The 19,270-nt window shown below is 47.9% G+C and carries 20 protein-coding genes and 1 riboswitch; of the genes, 1 reads left to right on the plus strand and 19 read right to left on the minus strand.

Annotated elements, in window-relative coordinates; genetic code table 11:
• The 4 genes from pcrA to SFC66_RS11690 all read right to left on the minus strand — a co-directional run bounded on the left by pcrA (position 1) and on the right by SFC66_RS11690 (position 4,371).
• Positions 1 to 2,220, minus strand: coding sequence for a DNA helicase PcrA (gene pcrA / locus SFC66_RS11675; protein ID WP_411218904.1), 2,220 nt, complete (start codon positions 2,218 to 2,220; stop codon positions 1 to 3).
• A 13-nt stretch (positions 2,221 to 2,233) separates the two neighbouring features.
• A complete protein-coding gene (gene pcrB, locus SFC66_RS11680; RefSeq protein ID WP_411218905.1) occupies positions 2,234 to 2,923 on the minus strand; it encodes a heptaprenylglyceryl phosphate synthase in 690 nt (229 codons plus the stop codon).
• Positions 2,924 to 3,061: 138 nt separating this feature from the next.
• Positions 3,062 to 4,054, minus strand: a complete 993-nt coding sequence (locus SFC66_RS11685) for a Gfo/Idh/MocA family protein (protein ID WP_411218906.1) — start codon at positions 4,052 to 4,054, stop codon at positions 3,062 to 3,064.
• Between the two features lie 14 nt (positions 4,055 to 4,068).
• Positions 4,069 to 4,371 (minus strand): YerC/YecD family TrpR-related protein, encoded by a 303-nt coding sequence (locus SFC66_RS11690; protein ID WP_411218907.1) that lies wholly within the window; start codon positions 4,369 to 4,371, stop codon positions 4,069 to 4,071.
• 161 nt (positions 4,372 to 4,532) lie between these two features.
• On the opposite strand from SFC66_RS11690, the gene SFC66_RS11695 reads away from it, so the two are divergent.
• Positions 4,533 to 4,760 carry a YgaP family membrane protein gene (locus tag SFC66_RS11695; RefSeq protein WP_411218908.1) on the plus strand — a complete coding sequence of 76 codons (228 nt, stop codon included), beginning with the start codon at positions 4,533 to 4,535 and terminating at the stop codon, positions 4,758 to 4,760.
• Positions 4,761 to 4,797: 37 nt separating this feature from the next.
• Here SFC66_RS11695 and purD read toward each other — a convergent pair whose 3' ends face one another.
• The 15 genes from purD to SFC66_RS11770 all read right to left on the minus strand — a co-directional run bounded on the left by purD (position 4,798) and on the right by SFC66_RS11770 (position 19,230).
• Positions 4,798 to 6,051 (minus strand): phosphoribosylamine--glycine ligase, encoded by a 1,254-nt coding sequence (gene purD / locus SFC66_RS11700; protein ID WP_411218909.1) that lies wholly within the window; start codon positions 6,049 to 6,051, stop codon positions 4,798 to 4,800.
• An 18-nt stretch (positions 6,052 to 6,069) separates the two neighbouring features.
• Positions 6,070 to 7,596, minus strand: a complete 1,527-nt coding sequence (gene purH, locus SFC66_RS11705; protein WP_411218910.1) for a bifunctional phosphoribosylaminoimidazolecarboxamide formyltransferase/IMP cyclohydrolase — start codon at positions 7,594 to 7,596, stop codon at positions 6,070 to 6,072.
• A gap of 5 nt (positions 7,597 to 7,601) precedes the next feature.
• Positions 7,602 to 8,171, minus strand: coding sequence for a phosphoribosylglycinamide formyltransferase (gene purN, locus SFC66_RS11710; RefSeq protein ID WP_411218911.1), 570 nt, complete (start codon positions 8,169 to 8,171; stop codon positions 7,602 to 7,604).
• Positions 8,168 to 9,193, minus strand: coding sequence for a phosphoribosylformylglycinamidine cyclo-ligase (purM, locus tag SFC66_RS11715; RefSeq protein WP_411218912.1), 1,026 nt, complete (start codon positions 9,191 to 9,193; stop codon positions 8,168 to 8,170). Before purM ends, purN begins: the two co-directional genes overlap by 4 nt.
• A 10-nt stretch (positions 9,194 to 9,203) precedes the next feature.
• On the minus strand, positions 9,204 to 10,616 hold the full coding sequence (purF, locus tag SFC66_RS11720; protein ID WP_411218913.1) for an amidophosphoribosyltransferase: 1,413 nt from the start codon (positions 10,614 to 10,616) through the stop codon (positions 9,204 to 9,206).
• On the minus strand, positions 10,592 to 12,814 hold the full coding sequence (gene purL, locus SFC66_RS11725; protein ID WP_411218914.1) for a phosphoribosylformylglycinamidine synthase subunit PurL: 2,223 nt from the start codon (positions 12,812 to 12,814) through the stop codon (positions 10,592 to 10,594). Before purL ends, purF begins: the two co-directional genes overlap by 25 nt.
• Positions 12,798 to 13,481, minus strand: coding sequence for a phosphoribosylformylglycinamidine synthase subunit PurQ (gene purQ / locus SFC66_RS11730; RefSeq protein WP_411218915.1), 684 nt, complete (start codon positions 13,479 to 13,481; stop codon positions 12,798 to 12,800). Before purQ ends, purL begins: the two co-directional genes overlap by 17 nt.
• Positions 13,478 to 13,729: a phosphoribosylformylglycinamidine synthase subunit PurS gene (purS, locus tag SFC66_RS11735; protein ID WP_411218916.1), complete on the minus strand. Its 252-nt coding sequence runs from the start codon at positions 13,727 to 13,729 to the stop codon at positions 13,478 to 13,480. Before purS ends, purQ begins: the two co-directional genes overlap by 4 nt.
• Positions 13,726 to 14,439, minus strand: coding sequence for a phosphoribosylaminoimidazolesuccinocarboxamide synthase (gene purC, locus SFC66_RS11740; protein WP_411218917.1), 714 nt, complete (start codon positions 14,437 to 14,439; stop codon positions 13,726 to 13,728). Before purC ends, purS begins: the two co-directional genes overlap by 4 nt.
• Before the next feature lie 25 nt (positions 14,440 to 14,464).
• Positions 14,465 to 15,760 (minus strand): adenylosuccinate lyase, encoded by a 1,296-nt coding sequence (gene purB / locus SFC66_RS11745; protein WP_411218918.1) that lies wholly within the window; start codon positions 15,758 to 15,760, stop codon positions 14,465 to 14,467.
• On the minus strand, positions 15,757 to 16,884 hold the full coding sequence (gene purK, locus SFC66_RS11750; protein WP_411218919.1) for a 5-(carboxyamino)imidazole ribonucleotide synthase: 1,128 nt from the start codon (positions 16,882 to 16,884) through the stop codon (positions 15,757 to 15,759). The genes purB and purK overlap by 4 nt, the downstream gene beginning before the upstream one ends.
• Positions 16,871 to 17,362: a 5-(carboxyamino)imidazole ribonucleotide mutase gene (gene purE, locus SFC66_RS11755; RefSeq protein ID WP_411218920.1), complete on the minus strand. Its 492-nt coding sequence runs from the start codon at positions 17,360 to 17,362 to the stop codon at positions 16,871 to 16,873. Before purE ends, purK begins: the two co-directional genes overlap by 14 nt.
• Positions 17,363 to 17,464: 102 nt before the next feature.
• Positions 17,465 to 17,564: riboswitch (purine riboswitch) on the minus strand.
• 109 nt (positions 17,565 to 17,673) lie between these two features.
• The gene (locus SFC66_RS11760) at positions 17,674 to 17,892 is read right to left on the minus strand and encodes an NETI motif-containing protein (protein ID WP_411218921.1); all 219 of its coding nucleotides are present in this window, start codon (positions 17,890 to 17,892) and stop codon (positions 17,674 to 17,676) included.
• Positions 17,855 to 18,430 (minus strand): DUF2179 domain-containing protein, encoded by a 576-nt coding sequence (locus tag SFC66_RS11765; RefSeq protein WP_411218922.1) that lies wholly within the window; start codon positions 18,428 to 18,430, stop codon positions 17,855 to 17,857. The genes SFC66_RS11760 and SFC66_RS11765 overlap by 38 nt, the downstream gene beginning before the upstream one ends.
• A gap of 32 nt (positions 18,431 to 18,462) precedes the next feature.
• On the minus strand, positions 18,463 to 19,230 hold the full coding sequence (locus SFC66_RS11770) for a tryptophan-rich sensory protein (RefSeq protein WP_411218923.1): 768 nt from the start codon (positions 19,228 to 19,230) through the stop codon (positions 18,463 to 18,465).
• Between the last annotated feature and the right edge of the window lie 40 nt (positions 19,231 to 19,270).

The following is a 19,270-nucleotide window of genomic DNA, read 5'->3' on the forward strand; positions in this document are numbered from 1 at the left end:
TTAAGCTTTTGTAATCGGTGCGAACGAAGCAAGCAGCCGCTTGATGCCAACAGGTGCTGGGAATGCGATATCAAGCTCCATCGCTTCTCCTTCTCCGTTGACCTTCACTACCGTTCCTTCGCCCCATTTCTTATGGACAGCCTTGTCGCCGGGGCCCCAGCCGAGTGCATCTGCACCTGACTTCGGTTTCGGCTTGCGCACGATGCGCTTTTGCTCCTGCGGTTTAGCCGCCGGGCGGCTGCTGCCAAGTCCGAATGGGTTTTGTTTTGTTTCTTGTATGCCTTCCAGCAGTTCACTCGGGATTTCACCGATGAAACGACTGACCGGGTTCATATTCGTCCGACCGAATAATGTCCGCATCTTCGCATTGGTGAGGAATAATTCCTCTTCTGCACGAGTGATGCCCACATAAGCGAGACGGCGTTCTTCTTCCATCTCGGTTTCATCCATCTGGGAACGGCTATGCGGGAATACATTCTCCTCCATACCGATCAGGAATACAACCGGGAATTCAAGTCCTTTGGCACCGTGCAGCGTCATGAGGATGACTTTATCATCGCTGGATGGATCTTCATCCATCGAATCGATATCAGCAATCAGTGCAAGATCCGTCAAGAAAGTGACCAATGTCTTGTCTTCACTCGTCGCCTCGAAGTTTTTCGTTACTGTCTTGAACTCTTCCAAGTTCTCAAGACGGCTTTGGGATTCGATGCTGCGTTCTGCTTTCAGCATATCCTCGTATCCTGAACCTTCCAGCACCTGCTCGACCATATCCGTTGCAGTCAGGAATTCCACCTGCTTGCTCCAGTTACTGATCATTGTTCCGAATTCACTCAAAGCATTGGCTGCTTTGGCACTCACGCCTGTAAAATCTACTTCCTTCAGCGTATCAAACAACGAGATATTATGTTCATTCGCATATGCTTGCAGCTTCTCGATCGATGTTTTCCCGATTCCTCGCTTCGGTTCATTGACTACCCGCTCGAAGCTGATGTCATCATCCGGATTGGCAATCAATCGCAAATATGCCAGCATGTCCTTGATTTCCTTACGGTCATAGAACTTCGTGCCGCCGATCATCTGATACGGGACGCCTGCTTTGACAAACGTTTCCTCAATGGAACGGGATTGGGCATTGGTCCGGTAAAGGATCGCGATATCACGATAATGGCGTTTCTTTTCCATCATGACCATTTCTTCTATTTTCTCTGTCACATACAAGGCTTCATCGCGCTCGGTAGCTGCTTCATAATAACGCAGTTTCGAACCATCGATATTGTCTGTCCAAAGATTCTTCGGTTTACGCCCTGTATTGTTGCCGATCACTTTGTTGGCTGCATCAAGTATCGTTTTCGTGGAGCGATAGTTCTGCTCGAGCATGACGACCTTGGCGTTCGGATAATCCTTTTCAAAGGAAAGGATATTCGTGATGTCTGCACCCCTCCAGCGGTAGATGGACTGATCGGAGTCCCCGACAACACAAAGGTTTTTATAACGGGAAGCCAATTGATTCACCAAGCGATACTGTGCATGGTTCGTATCCTGATACTCATCCACGTGGATGTACTGGAAACGGCGCTGGTAATATTGCAGCACTTCCGGCACCCGGTCAAACAGCTGGATCGTCTGCATGATCAAGTCATCGAAATCCAATGATTGATTGCGGCGCAGCGTCTTCTGATACAAATCGAATACTTCGGCCACTTTTCTTTCATATACACTGCCAGCTTCCTTGCTGTACTGTTCCGGTGTGATCAGTTCGTTTTTCGCTGAGCTGATGGCACCAAGCATCGCACGCGGATCATATTGCTTCGGATCCAGGTTCAAGCGTTTGAGTGCCTGCTTGATGACAGATAGCTGATCGCTAGTATCCAGTATGGAAAAGTTGCTATTATATCCTATTCTGTCTATATCACGACGTAAAATGCGTACACACATGGAGTGGAAAGTGGAAACCCAAATCTGGGATCCTTCTTCTCCGACCAATTTGTGCACACGTTCCCGCATTTCACGAGCTGCTTTGTTTGTGAAAGTGATGGCCAAAATACTGCGCGGCGACACTTCCTTCTCCCCAAGCAAATATGCAATCCTGTTCGTCAGCACGCGGGTTTTGCCACTCCCGGCGCCTGCCATGATCAGCAGCGGCCCCTCGGTATGCTGGACAGCCTCTGCTTGTTCTTTATTCAAAGCCTTTATTAAATCATTCGCCAATCGGCTCATGTTTGCACCGCCTTCATTTCTTTCCTTTTACTGCTGCCACTGTCTTCAGGGCAGCCTTTATATTATCATACACGCTGTTACCGACAATAATCACATCTGCAAACTGTTTCATTTCAGCCGCTTGTTCCGGGCTGGCAATGCCGCCTCCATAAAAAAGCAATGTGCTGGAAAGCTGGCTTTTCACCTTGCTGACGAGTGCCGGATCTGCATAAGCACCGCTGTTTTCCAAATAAAATATCGGTAGCTTATACATATGTTCAGCCATATAAGCGTAAGCAATGACATCTTCTTCGGAAGCTGGTTCACAATGCGTATGAGTGAACACTTTCGCTTCCGGATTGATGACACAATAACCTTCCATCATGATCTCATCCCAATGCATCATATCCCGGTAAGCCTTGACTGCTTCGTGATGCAGGCCCATGATATACTGCTTGTCCTTGCTGTTCATCACCATTGGTACATAATAAAAATCGAATCCAGGTGTGATGGAATCCAATGTGCTGATTTCCAGTATCACAGGGACTGTGTGGCGCCGGATCCGCGCCAGCAGATCAAGCACGCCATCCAATGTCACATTATCCGTACCGCCGACAATGATGGCATCCGTGCCGGACTCACAGATTTTCTCCAAATCGTCATCAGCGATTTCCTTTGCTGGATCGAGCTTGAATATATGTTGCCACTCATTCATGTTATACACGTGCGCATCCTCCATTACTTGCTTCCATAACGTTCATTATAGCAAAAATCGACTCGATAATTCAGTGGTTAGATGGAGGAAAATACGAAGAGTTTACGAACGAAGAAAGCCCGGCAATCATATGCCAGGCTCTACATGTCACTGCAAACGATCGGCTGGGTAAATCAAGCCGAACTGAATACGGGCTTTTTCCATGATTTCCGCTACCGTCAGTGCTAATTCATGTGTATTGATACTTGATTCCCGCTTGCCGGATTGAATCAAATTCACGAATTCTTCTATCTCATAAAACATGCGGTGATCATTATCCTGCGGACCACTGATGATCTTTTCCGTGCTGTCGTGATATTGGATTTTCACGTCCTCGAAATGCCCGATATGATCAATCATGATCGTGGCATCCTCGCCTTGAATTTCAGAAGGCAGGGTGGAGCTGGTGATTTTGGAGTAATAGACGACTGCCTCCATCTCCTCATAAGTGAGTGTGATGGTTGCCTGTCCGTCCACGCCAGATTCCAGCAGCGTTCCGCTCGCTTTTATTTCTTTCGGCTTGCCGAACAAAGCAGCTAGCGGATACAAGCAATAGATGCCGATATCCATCGTTGCCCCGTTGCTGAGCTCTGGATTGAAAGCATTCAGTATCGTGCCTTGGCGATACGCATCATAACGTGATGAATACTGGCAAAGCTGTGCCACGTAGCGCCGCACTGTCCCGATTTTACCCAGATGCTTTTTCACTTCCTGGAAATTCGGCAGGAAAGTCGATTTCATCGCTTCCATCAGCAGCACATCATGCTGTTTGGCGGTCTCAATCAGATCTTTCACTTCGGCTACATTGGAAGCAAGTGGTTTTTCGCATAATACATGCACGCCGTGCTGCATGAGGATCTTTGCCTGCTCGGCATGCAGCGCATTCGGGCTTGCAATATATGCTGCGTCGATTTCCTTGCTTTTGGCCATTTGCTCAATGTCGGTGAATGTATGTACTGCTTTGTGTTTGCTGGCGAATTCCTCCGCCTTTTCAAGCTTACGAGAGTAAACTGCTGTCAGTTCGAAATCTTTCACCTTTCTGCCTGCTGCTATAAAGGACTCGGTTATCCAATTCGTTCCGATCACACCAAAGCGCACCATGTCATACCAGCTCCTTATTCTCCTGTTTTCTCTTCCAATCGCTCAAGTACCGTATTATAGCCATCGTTACCGTAATTAAGGCAGCGTTTCACACGCGAAATCGTCGTTGTCGATGCACTCGTTTCCTGGACGATCGCATGATATGTCGCCCCATCCTTCAGCATTTTCGCTACTTGGAGACGCTGTGTGAGCGACTGTATTTCACTGATCGTCGCAATATCATCGAAGAAGCGATAGCATTCCTCCACATCCTGCAAAGAAAGAATCGCCTTGAATAATTCATCTAAATGCTCACCACGGAGCTTGTCAAGCTGCATGCAGCTACCCTCCCCATACACACAAATTGTGCTTCTTACCTTACCTTTATCATACATCATCTTGCGCCTTTTGCGTAATACGACATGCAATGGAATTTTTATACTAGCATAAACCTTTGCTGCAGCAGGGAAACTAAGGTCAAAAGAAAGGGGAGTGTCGAATGAAACCGAATATGGGGATAATCCAAGCTTTGATACGCATCGCAGCCGGTATCAGCATGGTTGGCTACGCAACAGCTGCACTTGTTACGAAACCGAAGCAGTTCACTGCACATTTGACCCTGCTGGCGGGCGCCATCAAGATCGCCGAAGGCATCGTCCGTTATTGCCCGAGCATGACCTTGATCAATCAATTCCGGCAGAAACGGGATTCCCAAGAAGAAGAATAAAAAGAAGAACTGGCATGCATACCAGTTCTTCTTTGCCTTATTCCCCGAATCCAATATCAGTCCGATAATGGAAGTTAGGGTCATCTTTAAAAATTTCCAGTCCTTTTTTGACACTTTTCACCGCATCGGCACGATTATGATGTACAGAGCCGATGAACAGTACGCGTCCACCATTGGAAACTAATTTGCCAGCGTTGTTTTCCGTGCCGGCATGAATGCAATAGACATCCGTCGGCAATTGTGTCAGGTCCGGAATTGGAAGCTGCTTCTCATAGCTGCCTGGATAGCCGCTTGCAGCAATGACGGTACCTGTTGCGTACGCATCTTTCCATGATAATTTCGGATCATCACCAGCTGTGACATCCTGCATCACCTGAAGTAAATCATTCTCGAGCAATGGCAGGATGACTTGCGTTTCCGGGTCACCGAATCTTGCATTGAATTCAATCACTTTCGGTCCATCCGCTGTTTCGATCAGCCCTGCATATAATACCCCCGTGAACGAACGGCCTTCCTCCACAAGTCCTGCCGCTGCTGGCTTCAGGATACGGCTGATTGCATCATCGATCACCGTTTGTTCCAGGTCGGGAATCGGCGCGAATGCACCCATACCGCCAGTATTCGGTCCTTGATCATTGTCATAAACGCGTTTATGATCTCGGGCAGGGACAAGCGGAAAGACATTGCTGCCATTGACGAAGGCCATCAATGAAAATTCTTTGCCTTCAAGGAAATCCTCGATGACAACAAGGCTGCCTGCTTGACCGAATTGATTGCCGACCAGCATGTTTTCTACAGCATCAATAGCTTCTTCAACTGTTTGAGCAACAACAACACCTTTTCCTGCTGCCAGTCCATCCGCTTTGACGACGATCGGCGCACCTTTTTGCGCAATATATGCTTTTGCTATTTCCACATCAGAAAACGTCTCGCTTGCTGCTGTCGGTATACCGTGATTGCGCATGAAGCTTTTGGCGTAATCTTTGCTGCCTTCGATCAAAGCGGCTTCCTTCGTTGGTCCGAATACATTTAGGTTTTCCTGCTGAAAAGCATTTACGACACCAGCAAGCAACGGAATCTCCGGCCCGACAAATGTCCAGTCGATTTGTTCTTCTTTTGCGAAGTGAATAAGGTCATCCACAGCGGTCACATCAATCGGCACACATGTTGCCAAGTCAGCCATTCCGCCATTTCCTGGTGCTGCATACAATTCTGTCACCTGCATACTTGAAGCGAGCTTGGCGACGATGCTATGCTCGCGGCCGCCGCTGCCTATCACAAGAACTTTCACAATGTCTCCCCCTGACGATTAGTGCTTGAAGTGGCGCATATCTGTGTAAACCATCGCAATATTGTGTGCATTACATACAGCTATGGAATCTTCATCACGCTTCGATCCACCTGGCTGGATGATAGCCGTCACACCAGCTTGTACGGCTGCTTCGACTGTATCCGGCATCGGGAAGAAAGCATCCGATGCAAGCACTGCACCAGCAGCTTTTTCACCAGCTTGTTCCAAGGCGATTTTAGCTGCTCCGACTCTGTTCATCTGCCCGGCACCGACGCCGATTGTCTGATCATCTTTGGCAACGACGATAGCATTGGATTTGACATGCTTCACGACTTTCCAGGCAAACAGTAAGTTCTTCAGTTCTTCTTCAGTTGGCTTACGGTCTGTCGCAACAGTAAGTTCAGCTTCTGTTACGGCACCCGCATCATAATCCTGCACAAGCAGTCCGCCGCTTACGCTGACAACCTTTTTCGGCTGCTGGATTTTGTCTGCTGCAAGCTCCAGCAGTCGGATGTTTTTCTTCTCCGTCAATAAAGTCAATGCTTCTTCCGTGAAGCTTGGTGCGATGACGATTTCCAGGAAGATTTCTTTCAATTGCAATGCCGTATCACGATCCACTTCCCCATTCAAAGCCACAATGCCGCCAAAAATGGATGTTGGATCTGCTTCGAATGCTTTGCGGAAGGCAGCAGAAATATTTTCTCCGATACCTACACCGCAAGGATTCATATGCTTGACTGCAACAGCAGCAGGCTCCTGGAATTCCATGACAATCTCCAAGGCAGCATTGGCATCCTGGATATTATTATAAGAAAGCTCCTTGCCGTGCAGCTGCTTGGCATTGGCAACAGATGCACCTTTTACGATCGGATCTTTATAGAATGCCGCTTTCTGATGCGGGTTCTCCCCATAACGCAAGGTTTGGACCTTTTCATATGTCACTGTCAATGTTTCGGTATTTGTTTCTTCATTCAACTCAGCAAAATAAGCCGCAATCATTGCATCATAATTCGCAGTATGACGGAAAACCTTGCCTGCAAGGCGACGTTTTGCTTCATAAGTGAGTTCACCCTGCTGCAACGCAGACAATGTCGTATCGTAATCTTCTGGATCGACGAGGACAGTGACGCCTGCAAAGTTCTTTGCTGCTGAACGAAGCATGGTCGGTCCGCCGATGTCGATATTTTCGATGGCATCTGCTTCTGTCACGTCCGGTTTCTCAATCGTATTCTTGAACGGGTAAAGGTTTACGACGACCAAATCGATTGGTGTGATATCACGTTCTTTCAGCTGCTGCATATGGCTTTCGTCATCTCTTCTAGCCAATAAGCCACCGTGGATGGCTGGATGGAGAGTTTTCACACGGCCGTCCATGATTTCATCGAATTTCGTGACATCAGAAGCTGCCACAGCTGGAATGCCTGCTTCCTGGAGCTGCTTCAGCGTGCCTCCAGTTGAAATGATGTCGTAATCCAAAGCTTGCAAACCTTTGGCGAATGGGATGATTCCTGTTTTATCTGATACGCTGATCAACGCACGTGGCATTACAGTCATTCCTTTCCGTCTTGTTCTGTTAGTATGTAATCTATCGTTTTCGGATAAAGTTTGTGTTCAACTGCTTGGATCCGCTGATGCAAGGTTTCATGTGTATCTGATTCCCGGACAGCAACTGCTTCCTGGGCGATGATGCTGCCAGTGTCCATGCCTGCATCAACATAATGAATCGTCACTCCGCTCACTTTCACACCTGCAGCCAAGGCTTGCCCAATTGCATCCTTGCCGGCAAATGCAGGCAATAAGGAAGGGTGGATATTCACTATTCGTGCTTGATAAGCTTCCAGCAAGGTGGGGCCGATCAATCGCATATATCCTGCCAGGAAAATCCATTTTATCTGCTTTTCCTGCAGCTTCAGAAGAATAGCTTGTTCATAGGCCTGCTTATCTGGAAAAGTCTTCGGATCGCAAACAAATACTTCTGTATTCCAATTTTTTGCTTTTTGGATGACCGGTGCTTCCGGTTTATCACAAACGACCAGCTCAATCGAGCAAGGCAGCGATGCCAGCACAATCGCTTCGGCATTGCTGCCGCTGCCGGAAGCAAATACGGCAGCGGCAATCATGCGGAAAACTCCACGCCCGTCTTTTCTGTCACTTCACCAATGATCCAAGCACTTTCGCCTGACTCCCGCAGAATTGATAATGTCGCTTCAGCATCTTCCTGCGAAACGATCAATGCCATGCCGATTCCCGTATTGAAAACACCGAGCATATCCTGTAATACAAGCTGTGCTTTATCCATCAGGAATTCATAAACAGCTGGTAGCTCCCAGCTATCACTTTGGATCCGGACACCTAGATTTTCGGGCACTGCACGCGGCAAATTCTCATGGAAGCCGCCGCCAGTAATATGAGAGATACCATGGATATCGATCTTCTCCTGAACAGCACGGACTGCTTTAGCATAGATTTTAGTTGGCTCGAGCAATATTTCGCCTAATGGACGATCAAATGGTGCATAGACTTCATTCAAATCCAAACCATGTTGATCGATCAAGCGGCGAACGAGCGAGAAGCCATTGGAGTGCAGACCGCTTGAAGCAATGCCGATGATCGCATCTCCTGCTTCGACATCGTTTCCGCTGATCAGCTTTGCTTTTTCCCCGATACCGACAACAAAACCTGCCAAATCATATTCTTCATCTCCGTACATACCTGGCATTTCGGCTGTCTCGCCGCCGATCAAAGCAGCGCCAGCTTCCACACAGCCATCGGCTATGCCTTTGACGATTTGTTCGATTTTCTCTGGTTCATTTTTGCCGCAGGCGATGTAATCCAAGAAAAACAATGCCTGAGCACCTTGCGCGATGATGTCATTGACACACATGGCAACAAGGTCGATTCCGACAGTATCATGCTGATCCATATCAAAAGCAAGCTTCAGCTTCGTGCCGACTCCATCGGTTCCGGAAACGAGTACCGGTTCTTTATAGGAGAAAGATGACAAATCGAACAGTCCGGCAAACGCGCCTACACCGCCAATGACTTCCGGTCGGTTCGTACGGTTGATATGTTTTTTCATCAAGTCCACTGCGCGATAACCTGCTTCGACATCGACGCCTGCTTCTTTGTAAAGTTCGCTCATGCTTGCCCTCCTAACATTTGTACGCCGGAAGCACGGTATCCGGATAAATTTCAGTTGGATAATTGCCTGTAAAGCATGCTTTGCAGATGCCATGTGTCATCGTATCGTTATCGCCGACGATGCAATCCTCCAGACCTTCGACTGTCAGGAAGGAAAGCGAGTCTGCTTCGATCAATTCGCGCATTTCCTCGATGCTGTGATTGGCAGCGATCAGCTCAGAAGTCGTCGATGTATCAATGCCGTAGAAACATGGATTCTGGATCGGCGGGGAAGCGATGCGCACATGCACTTCCGTTGCGCCAGCTTCCTTCAGCATCCGGACGATCCGTTTGCTTGTCGTACCGCGTACGATGGAATCATCAACCATGACGACACGTTTCCCTTTGACAATCCCGCGAACCGCAGATAGCTTCATTTTCACACCTTGTTCACGAAGCTCCTGGGATGGCTGGATGAATGTACGCCCGACATAACGGTTCTTGATCAAACCAAGCTCATAAGGAATGCCGGAAGCTTCGGAAAATCCGATTGCAGCTGAAATACTGGAGTCAGGCACACCTGTCACGACATCGGCTTCAATCGGCGCTTCCTGTGCAAGCACTTTTCCCATGATTTTGCGGGAAGCATGCACGTTCAGTCCGTTCAAATCAGAATCCGGACGGGAGAAGTATACATACTCCATCGAACAAAGCGATCTTTCAAGCGTGGAAGAAAAACGCTGTGTATGAAGACCTGCATCGCTGATTGTGATCAATTCACCAGGTTCCACTTCCCGCACATATTCCGCACCTGTCACATCAAAAGCACATGTTTCCGAACTAACGACCCAAGCATCGCCCAGGCGCCCAAGTGACAGCGGGCGCAAGCCCTTTGGATCGACAGCTACGAACAGCTGGGTTTCGGTAAGGATTGTCAGGCTGTAAGCACCTTTGACCATGCTGAGTGCCGACTTGATTGCTTCTTCTAGTTCAATCTGACCGCTGCGCTTGATCAAATGGGCAATCACTTCTGTATCGGAAGATGTCTGCAAGATGCTGCCCTGTGCTTCCAGCTGCTGCTTCAGTCCATACGCATTGACGAGATTTCCGTTATGCGCAATTGCCAAGCTGTCTTTTTGAGAGCGGAACAATAATGGCTGCACATTCTCATAGCCACCTCCGCCAGCAGTGGCATAGCGGACATGCCCAATCGCTGCATTACCGTTCAGCTCATTGAACTGACCTTCGGAAAACACTTCATTGATGAGACCGATTCCTTTGTGCAAATGCAGGTTTTCCCGGTCAGTCGTAACGATGCCGGCACCTTCCTGCCCGCGATGCTGCAAGGCATGAAGGCCGTAATACGTCACTTCTGCTGCTTTTTCATGTCCCCAAATCGCAAAGACGCCGCATTCCTCATTCAAGCCTTTGATTTCAGCAAGCATGGAATAGCTCCTTTCCAAAGTGCCTCGAGTGTCGGTACTGCTTCTGAAATGATGGATTTTTCGTCTTGTTCTATTTCAAGCTTTGCTTCTTCTGTCACCAAACCGATTTGCTTCGCGCTTGGTACTGCCTGCTCGAAAGCTGCCTGGTTTTCAGGCGAAACTGTCAAAAGGAAACGAGATTGTGATTCACTATAAAGCGCAGATGTGGCATCACCATCGATAGTCACCTTCGCGCCAAGCTCTGTGCCGAATAAGCTTTCTGCCAAGGCAACGCCAAGACCGCCTTCAGCCAAATCATGCGCAGAAGCTATCAATCCTTGCCGGATGCTTGCTAGTACTGCTTGCTGATTGCTCGCTTCCACATCAAGATCGATTGCAGGAGCTTTACCAAAGTAACGTCCTTCCAGTACATTCTGCAGCTCACTGCCGCCGAATTCCGCTTTTGTTTCACCTAACAGATAGATAGCGTGACCAGCTTGCTTGAATTGACTCGTGGTGACATGCGCCAAGTTCTCGACCAAACCTACCATTCCGACAATCGGTGTCGGGAAGATAGCTTGCTGATTGGACTCGTTATATAACGATACGTTTCCGCTGATGACTGGTGTTTCCAGAGCCAGACATGCAGCACTCATGCCATCGACGCTTTTTTCCATTTGCCAGAAGTTCTCTGGTTTATCTGGGTTTCCAAAGTTCAGGCCGTCTGTCAGCGCAAGCGGTTTTGCACCAGAGCTGACGATATTGCGCGCCGCTTCTGCTACGGCAATTTTTCCGCCTGTTTCCGGATCCAGATAAATATAGCGGGAGTTGCAATCCGTCGTCATCGCAATCGCTTTTTCTGTTCCGCGTACACGGACAATCGCTGCGTCACTGCCGGGTGCAACAACTGTGCTGGCACCGACCATGCTATCATATTGGTCGTAAACATATTCCTTGCTGGCAATCGTCGGCTGCTGCAAAAGCTGCTTCAGTACAGCTGCATGGTCCTCAACTGTTGGTGTATAGTCGATTGTCTGGAATTCCGTGTAATAGTCAGGCACCTTGGATTCCTTATAATAAACCGGTGCATCTTCAGCCAAGCTGTCAACCGGAATCTCGGCTGCAACTTCTCCATGATGCAAAAGGCGGAACTGTTTATCGTCCGTTACCGTCCCTACCGCAACAGCTTGTAGTCCGTATTTTTCAAATACTTCGATGATGCCTTGCTCTTGTCCTTTTTTCACGACAAGCAGCATACGCTCCTGGGACTCGGACAGCATCAGTTCATATGGTGTCATATGCTGTTCACGCTGCGGCACAAGATCCAGATTCATTTCCATGCCCATACCGGCTTTACTTGCCATTTCACTTGCGCTCGATGTCAGACCAGCGGCGCCCATATCCTGAATACCGACAAGTGCTTCATGTTGGATCACTTCCAAGCAAGCTTCGATCAAAAGTTTTTCCATGAATGGATCACCAACCTGGACGGAAGGGCGCTTCGATTCGGATTCTTCGCTCAAATCTTCCGATGCAAATGTTGCACCATGGATGCCATCACGGCCAGTCGGCGCGCCTGCATAAATGACCGTATTACCGACACCAGCTGCAATCCCTTTTTGGATATCCTTCTGGTCGATCAACCCTACGCACATTGCATTCACTAGCGGATTACCTTCATAGCTGTCGTCAAACTGGATTTCACCGCCCACCGTCGGAACTCCGACGCAGTTGCCATATCCAGCGATACCGTGCACCACTTCATCAAGCAAATACTTCACACGCGGTGTAGTCAAATTACCGAAACGCAAGCTATTCAATAAAGCTATCGGACGCGCACCCATGGAGAACACATCACGGATGATACCGCCGACACCTGTAGCTGCACCTTGGTAAGGTTCGACAGCTGATGGATGATTATGACTTTCGATTTTGAAGACTACTGCTTTGTCATCGCCGATATCGACGATTCCGGCGCCCTCACCTGGTCCCTGCAGGACATGCGGTCCTTCTGTCGGGAACTTGCGAAGCAGTGGCTTGGATGTTTTGTAGCTGCAATGCTCTGACCACATAACGGAGAAAATGCCTGTTTCGGTGAAATTCGGCTGTCTGCCAAGGATATTCTTGACGGTTTGGAATTCCTCATCTGTCAAACCCATATCCCGATAGAGACGATCTTGTTCGACTTTTTCCGGACTGATTTCAGCTTGTTGTAACATACATTTCCCTCCAGTGTCGTAGTACGGATTGGAACATTGCCAGACCATCGCTTGAACCGAGCAGATCTTCCACTGCACGCTCAGGGTGCGGCATCATGCCGAGCACATTACCTTTCTCATTGACGATCCCGGCAATATCGGCCCGGGAACCGTTCGGATTGTTCTTGTAAGTGAAAACAATCTGATTATTCCGTTTGAGCTCATCCAGCGTTTTATCATCACAATAGTAATTTCCTTCACCATGCGCAATCGGAATTCGGATTTCCTGCCCTTTTTCGTAGCCACTTGTGAACATCGTATCTTTTCTTTCAACAACGAGTGTCTCAAAATGGCACATGAATTTCAGCTTTTCATTGCGCAGCATCGCGCCTGGAAGCAAACCTGTTTCCAAAAGGATCTGGAAGCCATTGCATACACCAAGAATCGGGGTGCCTGCTTCTGCCTTTTGTTTGATCTGGTTCAACACATCCGATACAGAGGCGATTGCGCCGGAGCGAAGGTAATCACCATAACTGAATCCGCCCGGAAGCAAGATAGCATCATAGTCTTTTAGATTCGCATTTTCATACCATACTAAATCAGCTTCTTCGCCTAAACCGTCCTTGATCGCATGATACATATCCCGGTCACAATTGGAGCCTGGGAAAACGATGACAGCAAATTTCACGAGTGGATAACCTCCTCGACTGTATAGCTGTATTCTTCCATGACAGGGTTGGCAAGCAGCTTATCGCACATACGCTGTACTTCCAATGCAACATCCGCTTCATCCGAAAGCGTCATCTCGATGTACTTCCCTACGCGCGTGTCAGCCACATCCGGGAATCCATTTGCCTGCAATGCTTCTTGTACAGCCTTACCTTGCGGGTCCAAAACCCCTTCTTTCAGCGTGATGAAGATTTTCACTTTTTTCATTTTGCTGCCTCCAGTCGATTTAGAATTGCATCGTATACGTCGATCAAGTTACCTAAGTCTTCGCGGAATACATCTTTGTCCATCTTGCCGCCATTTTCCTTATCCCAAAGCCGGCATGTATCTGGGGAAATCTCATCTGAAAGAATGATATAGCCGTCATGATCACGGCCGAATTCCAGCTTGAAATCGACCAGCTGCAGACCTACTCGGTCAAAGAATGTCTGCAGATGCTGGTTGACTTCCAATGCTGCTTGCTTGATGAAAACAAGCTCTTCTTCATTCACATCCGTCAAAATCAATGCATGTGCATCGTTGATGATCGGATCGTCCATGCTATCATCTTTATAATAAAGTTCTGTTAAAACGGGTTGGAAAACGGTTTTTTCCGGAATGCCAAGCCTTCTTGTTATACTGCCTGCCGCCACATTACGCACGACCACTTCAAGTGGTACGATTGTCGTCTTCTTCACAAGCTGTTCTGTCTCGCTTAGCGGCTTGATGAAATGAGAAGCAACGCCCTGCTGTGCCAGGTATTCGAAAATATGGGTCGAGATCAGGTTGTTGTAACGGCCTTTTCCTTCGAAGCTTGCTTTCTTCTTACCATTGAATGCAGTTGCATCATTTTTATAAGACAGCACGAGCTCTTGCTCATTTTCAGTTGACTGAAATACTTGCTTGGCTTTTCCTTCGTACAGCAATTTCCCTTTCACGTTCTCCACCCCGTTTATCTTAGTATTATTCTAGTCCGATTTTATGGAAAATCTGATCGACGTTTTTCAAGTGGTACGTATAGTCGAAGCAGTCATCGATTTCTTCCTGGCTGAGGAATGCAGAGATGGATGTCTCTGCTTCGATAAGCTGTTTGAACTGCGTTTCTGTTTCCCAAGCTTCCATCGCTTTTGGCTGCACGATATCGTACGCCTGCTCTCGGCTCATGCCTTTGTCGATCAGTGCAAGCAGTACACGCTGTGAGAAAATGACGCCATATGTGCGGTCGATATTGCGCTTCATGTTTTCCGGGAAGACAGTCAGGTTCTTCACGATATTGGAAAAACGGCTCAGCATATAATCAAGCGCGATCGTTGCATCCGGCAAGATGACGCGCTCGGCAGATGAATGGGAGATATCGCGTTCATGCCAAAGGGCAACGTTTTCGTATGCTGTGACCATATGACCGCGAATCAGGCGGGACATGCCGACCATGTTTTCAGACCCGATCGGGTTGCGCTTATGCGGCATTGCCGAAGAACCTTTTTGACCTTTGGCAAAGAATTCTTCCACTTCGCGCGTTTCTGTTTTTTGAAGTCCGCGGATTTCCGTTGCGAACTTTTCGATGCTGGTCGCAATCAATGCAAGTGTGCTCATGTATTGCGCATGGCGGTCACGCTGCAATGTTTGGGTGGATACTGGCGCTGGCTTCAAGCCTAGTTTCTTCGTAACGTAATTCTCTACATATGGATCGATATTCGCATATGTACCGACTGCCCCCGAAAGCTTGCCATATTGGATTGTATCTGCAGCAGCGTCAAAGCGCTCCAAATTACGTTTCATTTCTTCGTACCACAATGCCATTTTCAAACCGAATGTCGTTGGCTCAGCGTGCACGCCATGTGTGCGGCCCATCATGACAGTATGCTTGTGTTCCTTCGCTTTCGCTTCCAGGATTTCGATGAAGTTGACGATTCCTTTGCGGATGATTTGGTTTGCCTGCAGCAAAAGATAAGATAAAGCGGTATCGACTACATCCGTGGAAGTCAGGCCATAATGCACCCATTTACGTTCCTCGCCCAATGTTTCGGATACGGCACGTGTGAATGCCACTACATCATGGCGTGTCTCCTGCTCGATTTCCAAAATACGATTGATATCGAAAGATGCGTTTTCCCGCAATGCTTTTACATCGGCTTCCGGGATGATGCCTAAATCGCTCCATGCTTCACATGCCAAGATCTCGACCTCAAGCCAAGCTTTGTATTTGTTTTCATCCGTCCAGATGTTACCCATCTCTTCTCTTGTATAACGTTCAATCATGCTTTGTTTCCTCCTAGTGATCGTGTAAAAGCGTCGGTTGCATCCAGTAAGGATTCACGTGACGTTCCAACCATTGTGAAGTGCCCCATTTTCCGTTTTGCTTTGGCTTCTTGCTTGCCATAATCGTGGATGTGGGCGAGTGGTCTGTCAGGCTGCTCCCAATACTGTTCCAGCTCTTCTCCTAATAAATTTATCATAACGGCGGCCCCGATAAAATGGACTGGCAAAAGCGGCAGTGCGCAGATGGCACGAACATGCTGCTCAAATTGTGATACCGTACAAGCTTCGATTGTGTAGTGTCCGGAGTTATGCGGCCTTGGTGCAACTTCATTCATGTAAATATCATTGCCTGATACAAACATCTCAACCGTAAAAGTCCCGACGACACCGGCAGCTTCGGCCAGCTTGCCAGCAGCGTGACGCGCTTGTTCGGCAACGTCCTCCGTGATGTCAGCAGGTGCGATGGTCCGGTAAAGAATGTGATCTCGATGCTCATTTTCGGCAACCGGGAAAAATGTCATTTCCCCGTCTTGCCCTCTTGTCAGGACAATCGATATTTCTTTATCGAAGGTCAGCCATGACTCAAGGATGCATCGGCCATTTTGTCCTACAAATGCAGCTGCTTCTTGCAAGTCAGCCTTGGATTCCAGTTTTAGCTGTCCTTTGCCGTCATATCCGCCGCGGCAAGTCTTTACAACAGCCGGAAATCCGATTTCCCTGACTGCAGTCAGCAATTCTTTCCCGTCTGTCACAATGGCAAAAGGTGCTACAGGAAGATCAAGCTCTTTCATGAGATTCTTTTCATTGGCTCGATCGCGGCTGATTTCCAAGAGAAGCGAACCTTGCGGAAGTTTGCCTTTTTCCTCGAGCAGTTTCGCTGCATCCAGATCGACATTTTCAAATTCGTAAGTGACGACATCGCTCAAGCTCTCCAGTTTCCGGATGGCGCCCTTGTCATCATAGGCTGCTTCGATATGCATATCCGCTACTTGGGCAGCTGGACAATCTGGTGTAGGATCCAAGACGATGATGCGATATCCCATATGCTTCGCGGCTGTTGCCATCATGCGGCCAAGCTGACCGCCGCCAAGAAGGCCGATGGTGAAGATATTATTTGGTCGCAAGCTGATTCCTCATTTCCGCTACTTGTTTCTTCATATCCTGCTGATACGCTGATAGCCGTTCGGCAATCGACTCATCGTGAGTGCCGAGGATTTGTGCTGCCAGGATGCCGGCATTTTTAGCTCCGGCTTTTCCGATTGCCACTGTAGCGACCGGGACACCGCCTGGCATCTGGACGATGGAGAGCAAAGAATCCATTCCATCAAGTGCTTTTGTCTGTACGGGAACACCGATGACAGGCAGTGTCGTTCTACTTGCGACCATACCTGGCAGATGTGCTGCTCCGCCAGCTCCGGCGATGATTACTTTCAAGCCTTTTTCCCTGGCACTCGCTGCATAGTCAAACATATCTTCTGGTGTCCGATGAGCTGAAATCACTTCTTTCTCAAACGGTATCCCCAGCTCTTCCAATAGCTTGCATGCATGCTCCATCGTTTCCCAATCCGAGATGCTGCCCATGATGATTCCAACCTCTGCCATCACAATCCCTCTTTCCTCGTTTTTGCCGTAAAAAAAGCCTATTCACCTCTCCCGCTAATTGAGAGAAGACGAATAGGCATACGATATCGCAGGCTCATAAACATGCAGTCCATCTTCCCCCATAGTCCGCCATTTACGGTAGCGGGTAGAGACTTCCGGACCATATTCCCGGAAATATATGAGGTACGATCTATAAAGCACAGCTACGTGCTATATTGTCAAAACTAGCCGTGTCTTTCATGCATATTTATGATAACAATTCTGACACATATCGTCAATGAAAAAATCGAACAATGGTCATATTGTTATATTTAATGTTCGGTTTTTAGTAATTTTGTATCAAAAACTACTTTCCTTCCAATCGGTTCTACCTTCTTTGTGCCATTCTCGGTTGTCTCCCTAAAAATCGGCTCTTCCACTTTCCGGACCGGCAGATAACCTTCTGCTTTGATACGATTCAAGCAAGCATCGATCGTTTCATTCTCGCCGAGCTCAAATCGTTTCTTTGCTGGCTTCTTTTCTTTTGGCATTGCGGATACGCTCCCTCTTTACACTCTTCACCCAGAAACCGCCGAAGATCTGACGAGGTTCGTAGGCAATGATGAAGGCTTTCGGATCGATTAACTTTATATCTTCATACAGCTTCAGCTCATATTTGCGAGGGGTGAGGATCTGCATGGCAAGACGGTCCCCATCCATCCCATAAGCGAACCAGCTGGTGACACCATAGCCTTTTTCACGCAACAATCGCGTGAACTCGATACTTGGATCAGAGGAGATGACGTTGACGGTAATATAGCCAAGTGCCAGCTTCTCCTCTATCTTCGAACCAAGCACAACACCGATCCCGAAACCAAGTGCGTAGGCAATCAGGTTCTGGATTTGATCCAGGTTATCCAAAACCAAGCCGAGGCCGACTGTATATATCGTGATTTCGAAAACACTGACCGAAGCCGCAATATAACGCCGTCCTTTGAGCGTCAGGATGACACGCAGCGTATTAAGGGTGACATATACAATGTTGATGACAAAGATGGTGACTACCATGATGATTGGTATTTCTAACAACTTGCTTCCTCCTTCTAGCTATATAAACTGATTCAATAACCGTATTTGCGTTTCTTTCTCCGGAACAGGTGAATCGGGATGGCTATCAATATGATGATTGCCATGATACTGGCCACTGCAGTGATTGCCGGGAAATCCTCCGCTCTGGCAGATGCTATGGCCACATAAGCCCAAATGAATACGAGTGGATAAATACTATCACGAAAAACATGCATGAAGCCAATCGCAAGGATTGCACCGATGATCAATAGAATGATCGTCCAGACTTCACCAGACAATAGCCATCCATCGATATTATCCACTCCTAGCGATACAAATAAAATGCCGACATTCAAAATCGTCGCGACGGACACCCAGCCGATATAGATGGAAAACGGGAACAAATCAAATTTACGACGGTCGGGTGATACCGAGATTGCTTGATATAAGATGATCAAAGAAACCAATAGCGCTACCATCGGTATGATAGACAAACTGAAAAGCTCATAATGAAAACTGAATAGCCATGCAATGTTGAAGATACAGCTGGCAATGAAAGCACCTGCTGCTTTTCCATACCACTCTTTCTCCCTAGTTGATCTGAAGAACAAGCGTATGACCCAAATCAATGCGAAAATATAGATGACTCCCCAAATACTGAAAGCATATCCCGCTGGCTGGAACAGAACGCCAAGCCGGTCTGATAATTGCTGGATTGTATTTCCTCCAAGCGGCAAGGCGTTGGACAGATAATTGACGGCGATGGCTGCGATATATGCCAGTAAGCTCAACCAAGCAAGCTTCACTGAACGGTTACTCATGATTACTCCTCCTCCTCGCCCGCTGACAGACGATCTTAAT

The sequence above is a fragment of the Terribacillus saccharophilus genome, assembly GCF_046592895.1.
GTDB classification, from domain to species: domain Bacteria; phylum Bacillota; class Bacilli; order Bacillales; family Amphibacillaceae; genus Terribacillus; species Terribacillus saccharophilus_D.

Bases quoted from the DNA above. Each gene is read 5' to 3' on its own strand.
- pcrA (WP_411218904.1), bottom strand. From the start codon at position 2,220: ATGAGCCGATTGGCGAATGATTTAATAAAGGCTTTGAATAAAGAACAA.
- purS (WP_411218916.1), bottom strand. From the start codon at position 13,729: ATGAAAAAAGTGAAAATCTTCATCACGCTGAAAGAAGGGGTTTTGGAC.
- SFC66_RS11690 (WP_411218907.1), bottom strand. From the start codon at position 4,371: ATGCAGCTTGACAAGCTCCGTGGTGAGCATTTAGATGAATTATTCAAG.
- purB (WP_411218918.1), bottom strand. From the start codon at position 15,760: ATGATTGAACGTTATACAAGAGAAGAGATGGGTAACATCTGGACGGAT.
- SFC66_RS11760 (WP_411218921.1), bottom strand. From the start codon at position 17,892: ATGCCAAAAGAAAAGAAGCCAGCAAAGAAACGATTTGAGCTCGGCGAG.
- purN (WP_411218911.1), bottom strand. From the start codon at position 8,171: ATGATTGCCGCTGCCGTATTTGCTTCCGGCAGCGGCAGCAATGCCGAA.
- purF (WP_411218913.1), bottom strand. From the start codon at position 10,616: ATGCTTGCTGAAATCAAAGGCTTGAATGAGGAATGCGGCGTCTTTGCG.
- purL (WP_411218914.1), bottom strand. From the start codon at position 12,814: ATGTTACAACAAGCTGAAATCAGTCCGGAAAAAGTCGAACAAGATCGT.
- SFC66_RS11770 (WP_411218923.1), bottom strand. From the start codon at position 19,230: ATGAGTAACCGTTCAGTGAAGCTTGCTTGGTTGAGCTTACTGGCATAT.
- purM (WP_411218912.1), bottom strand. From the start codon at position 9,193: ATGAGCGAACTTTACAAAGAAGCAGGCGTCGATGTCGAAGCAGGTTAT.
- purH (WP_411218910.1), bottom strand. From the start codon at position 7,596: ATGCCACGTGCGTTGATCAGCGTATCAGATAAAACAGGAATCATCCCA.
- SFC66_RS11695 (WP_411218908.1), top strand. From the start codon at position 4,533: ATGAAACCGAATATGGGGATAATCCAAGCTTTGATACGCATCGCAGCC.
- SFC66_RS11685 (WP_411218906.1), bottom strand. From the start codon at position 4,054: ATGGTGCGCTTTGGTGTGATCGGAACGAATTGGATAACCGAGTCCTTT.
- purE (WP_411218920.1), bottom strand. From the start codon at position 17,362: ATGGCAGAGGTTGGAATCATCATGGGCAGCATCTCGGATTGGGAAACG.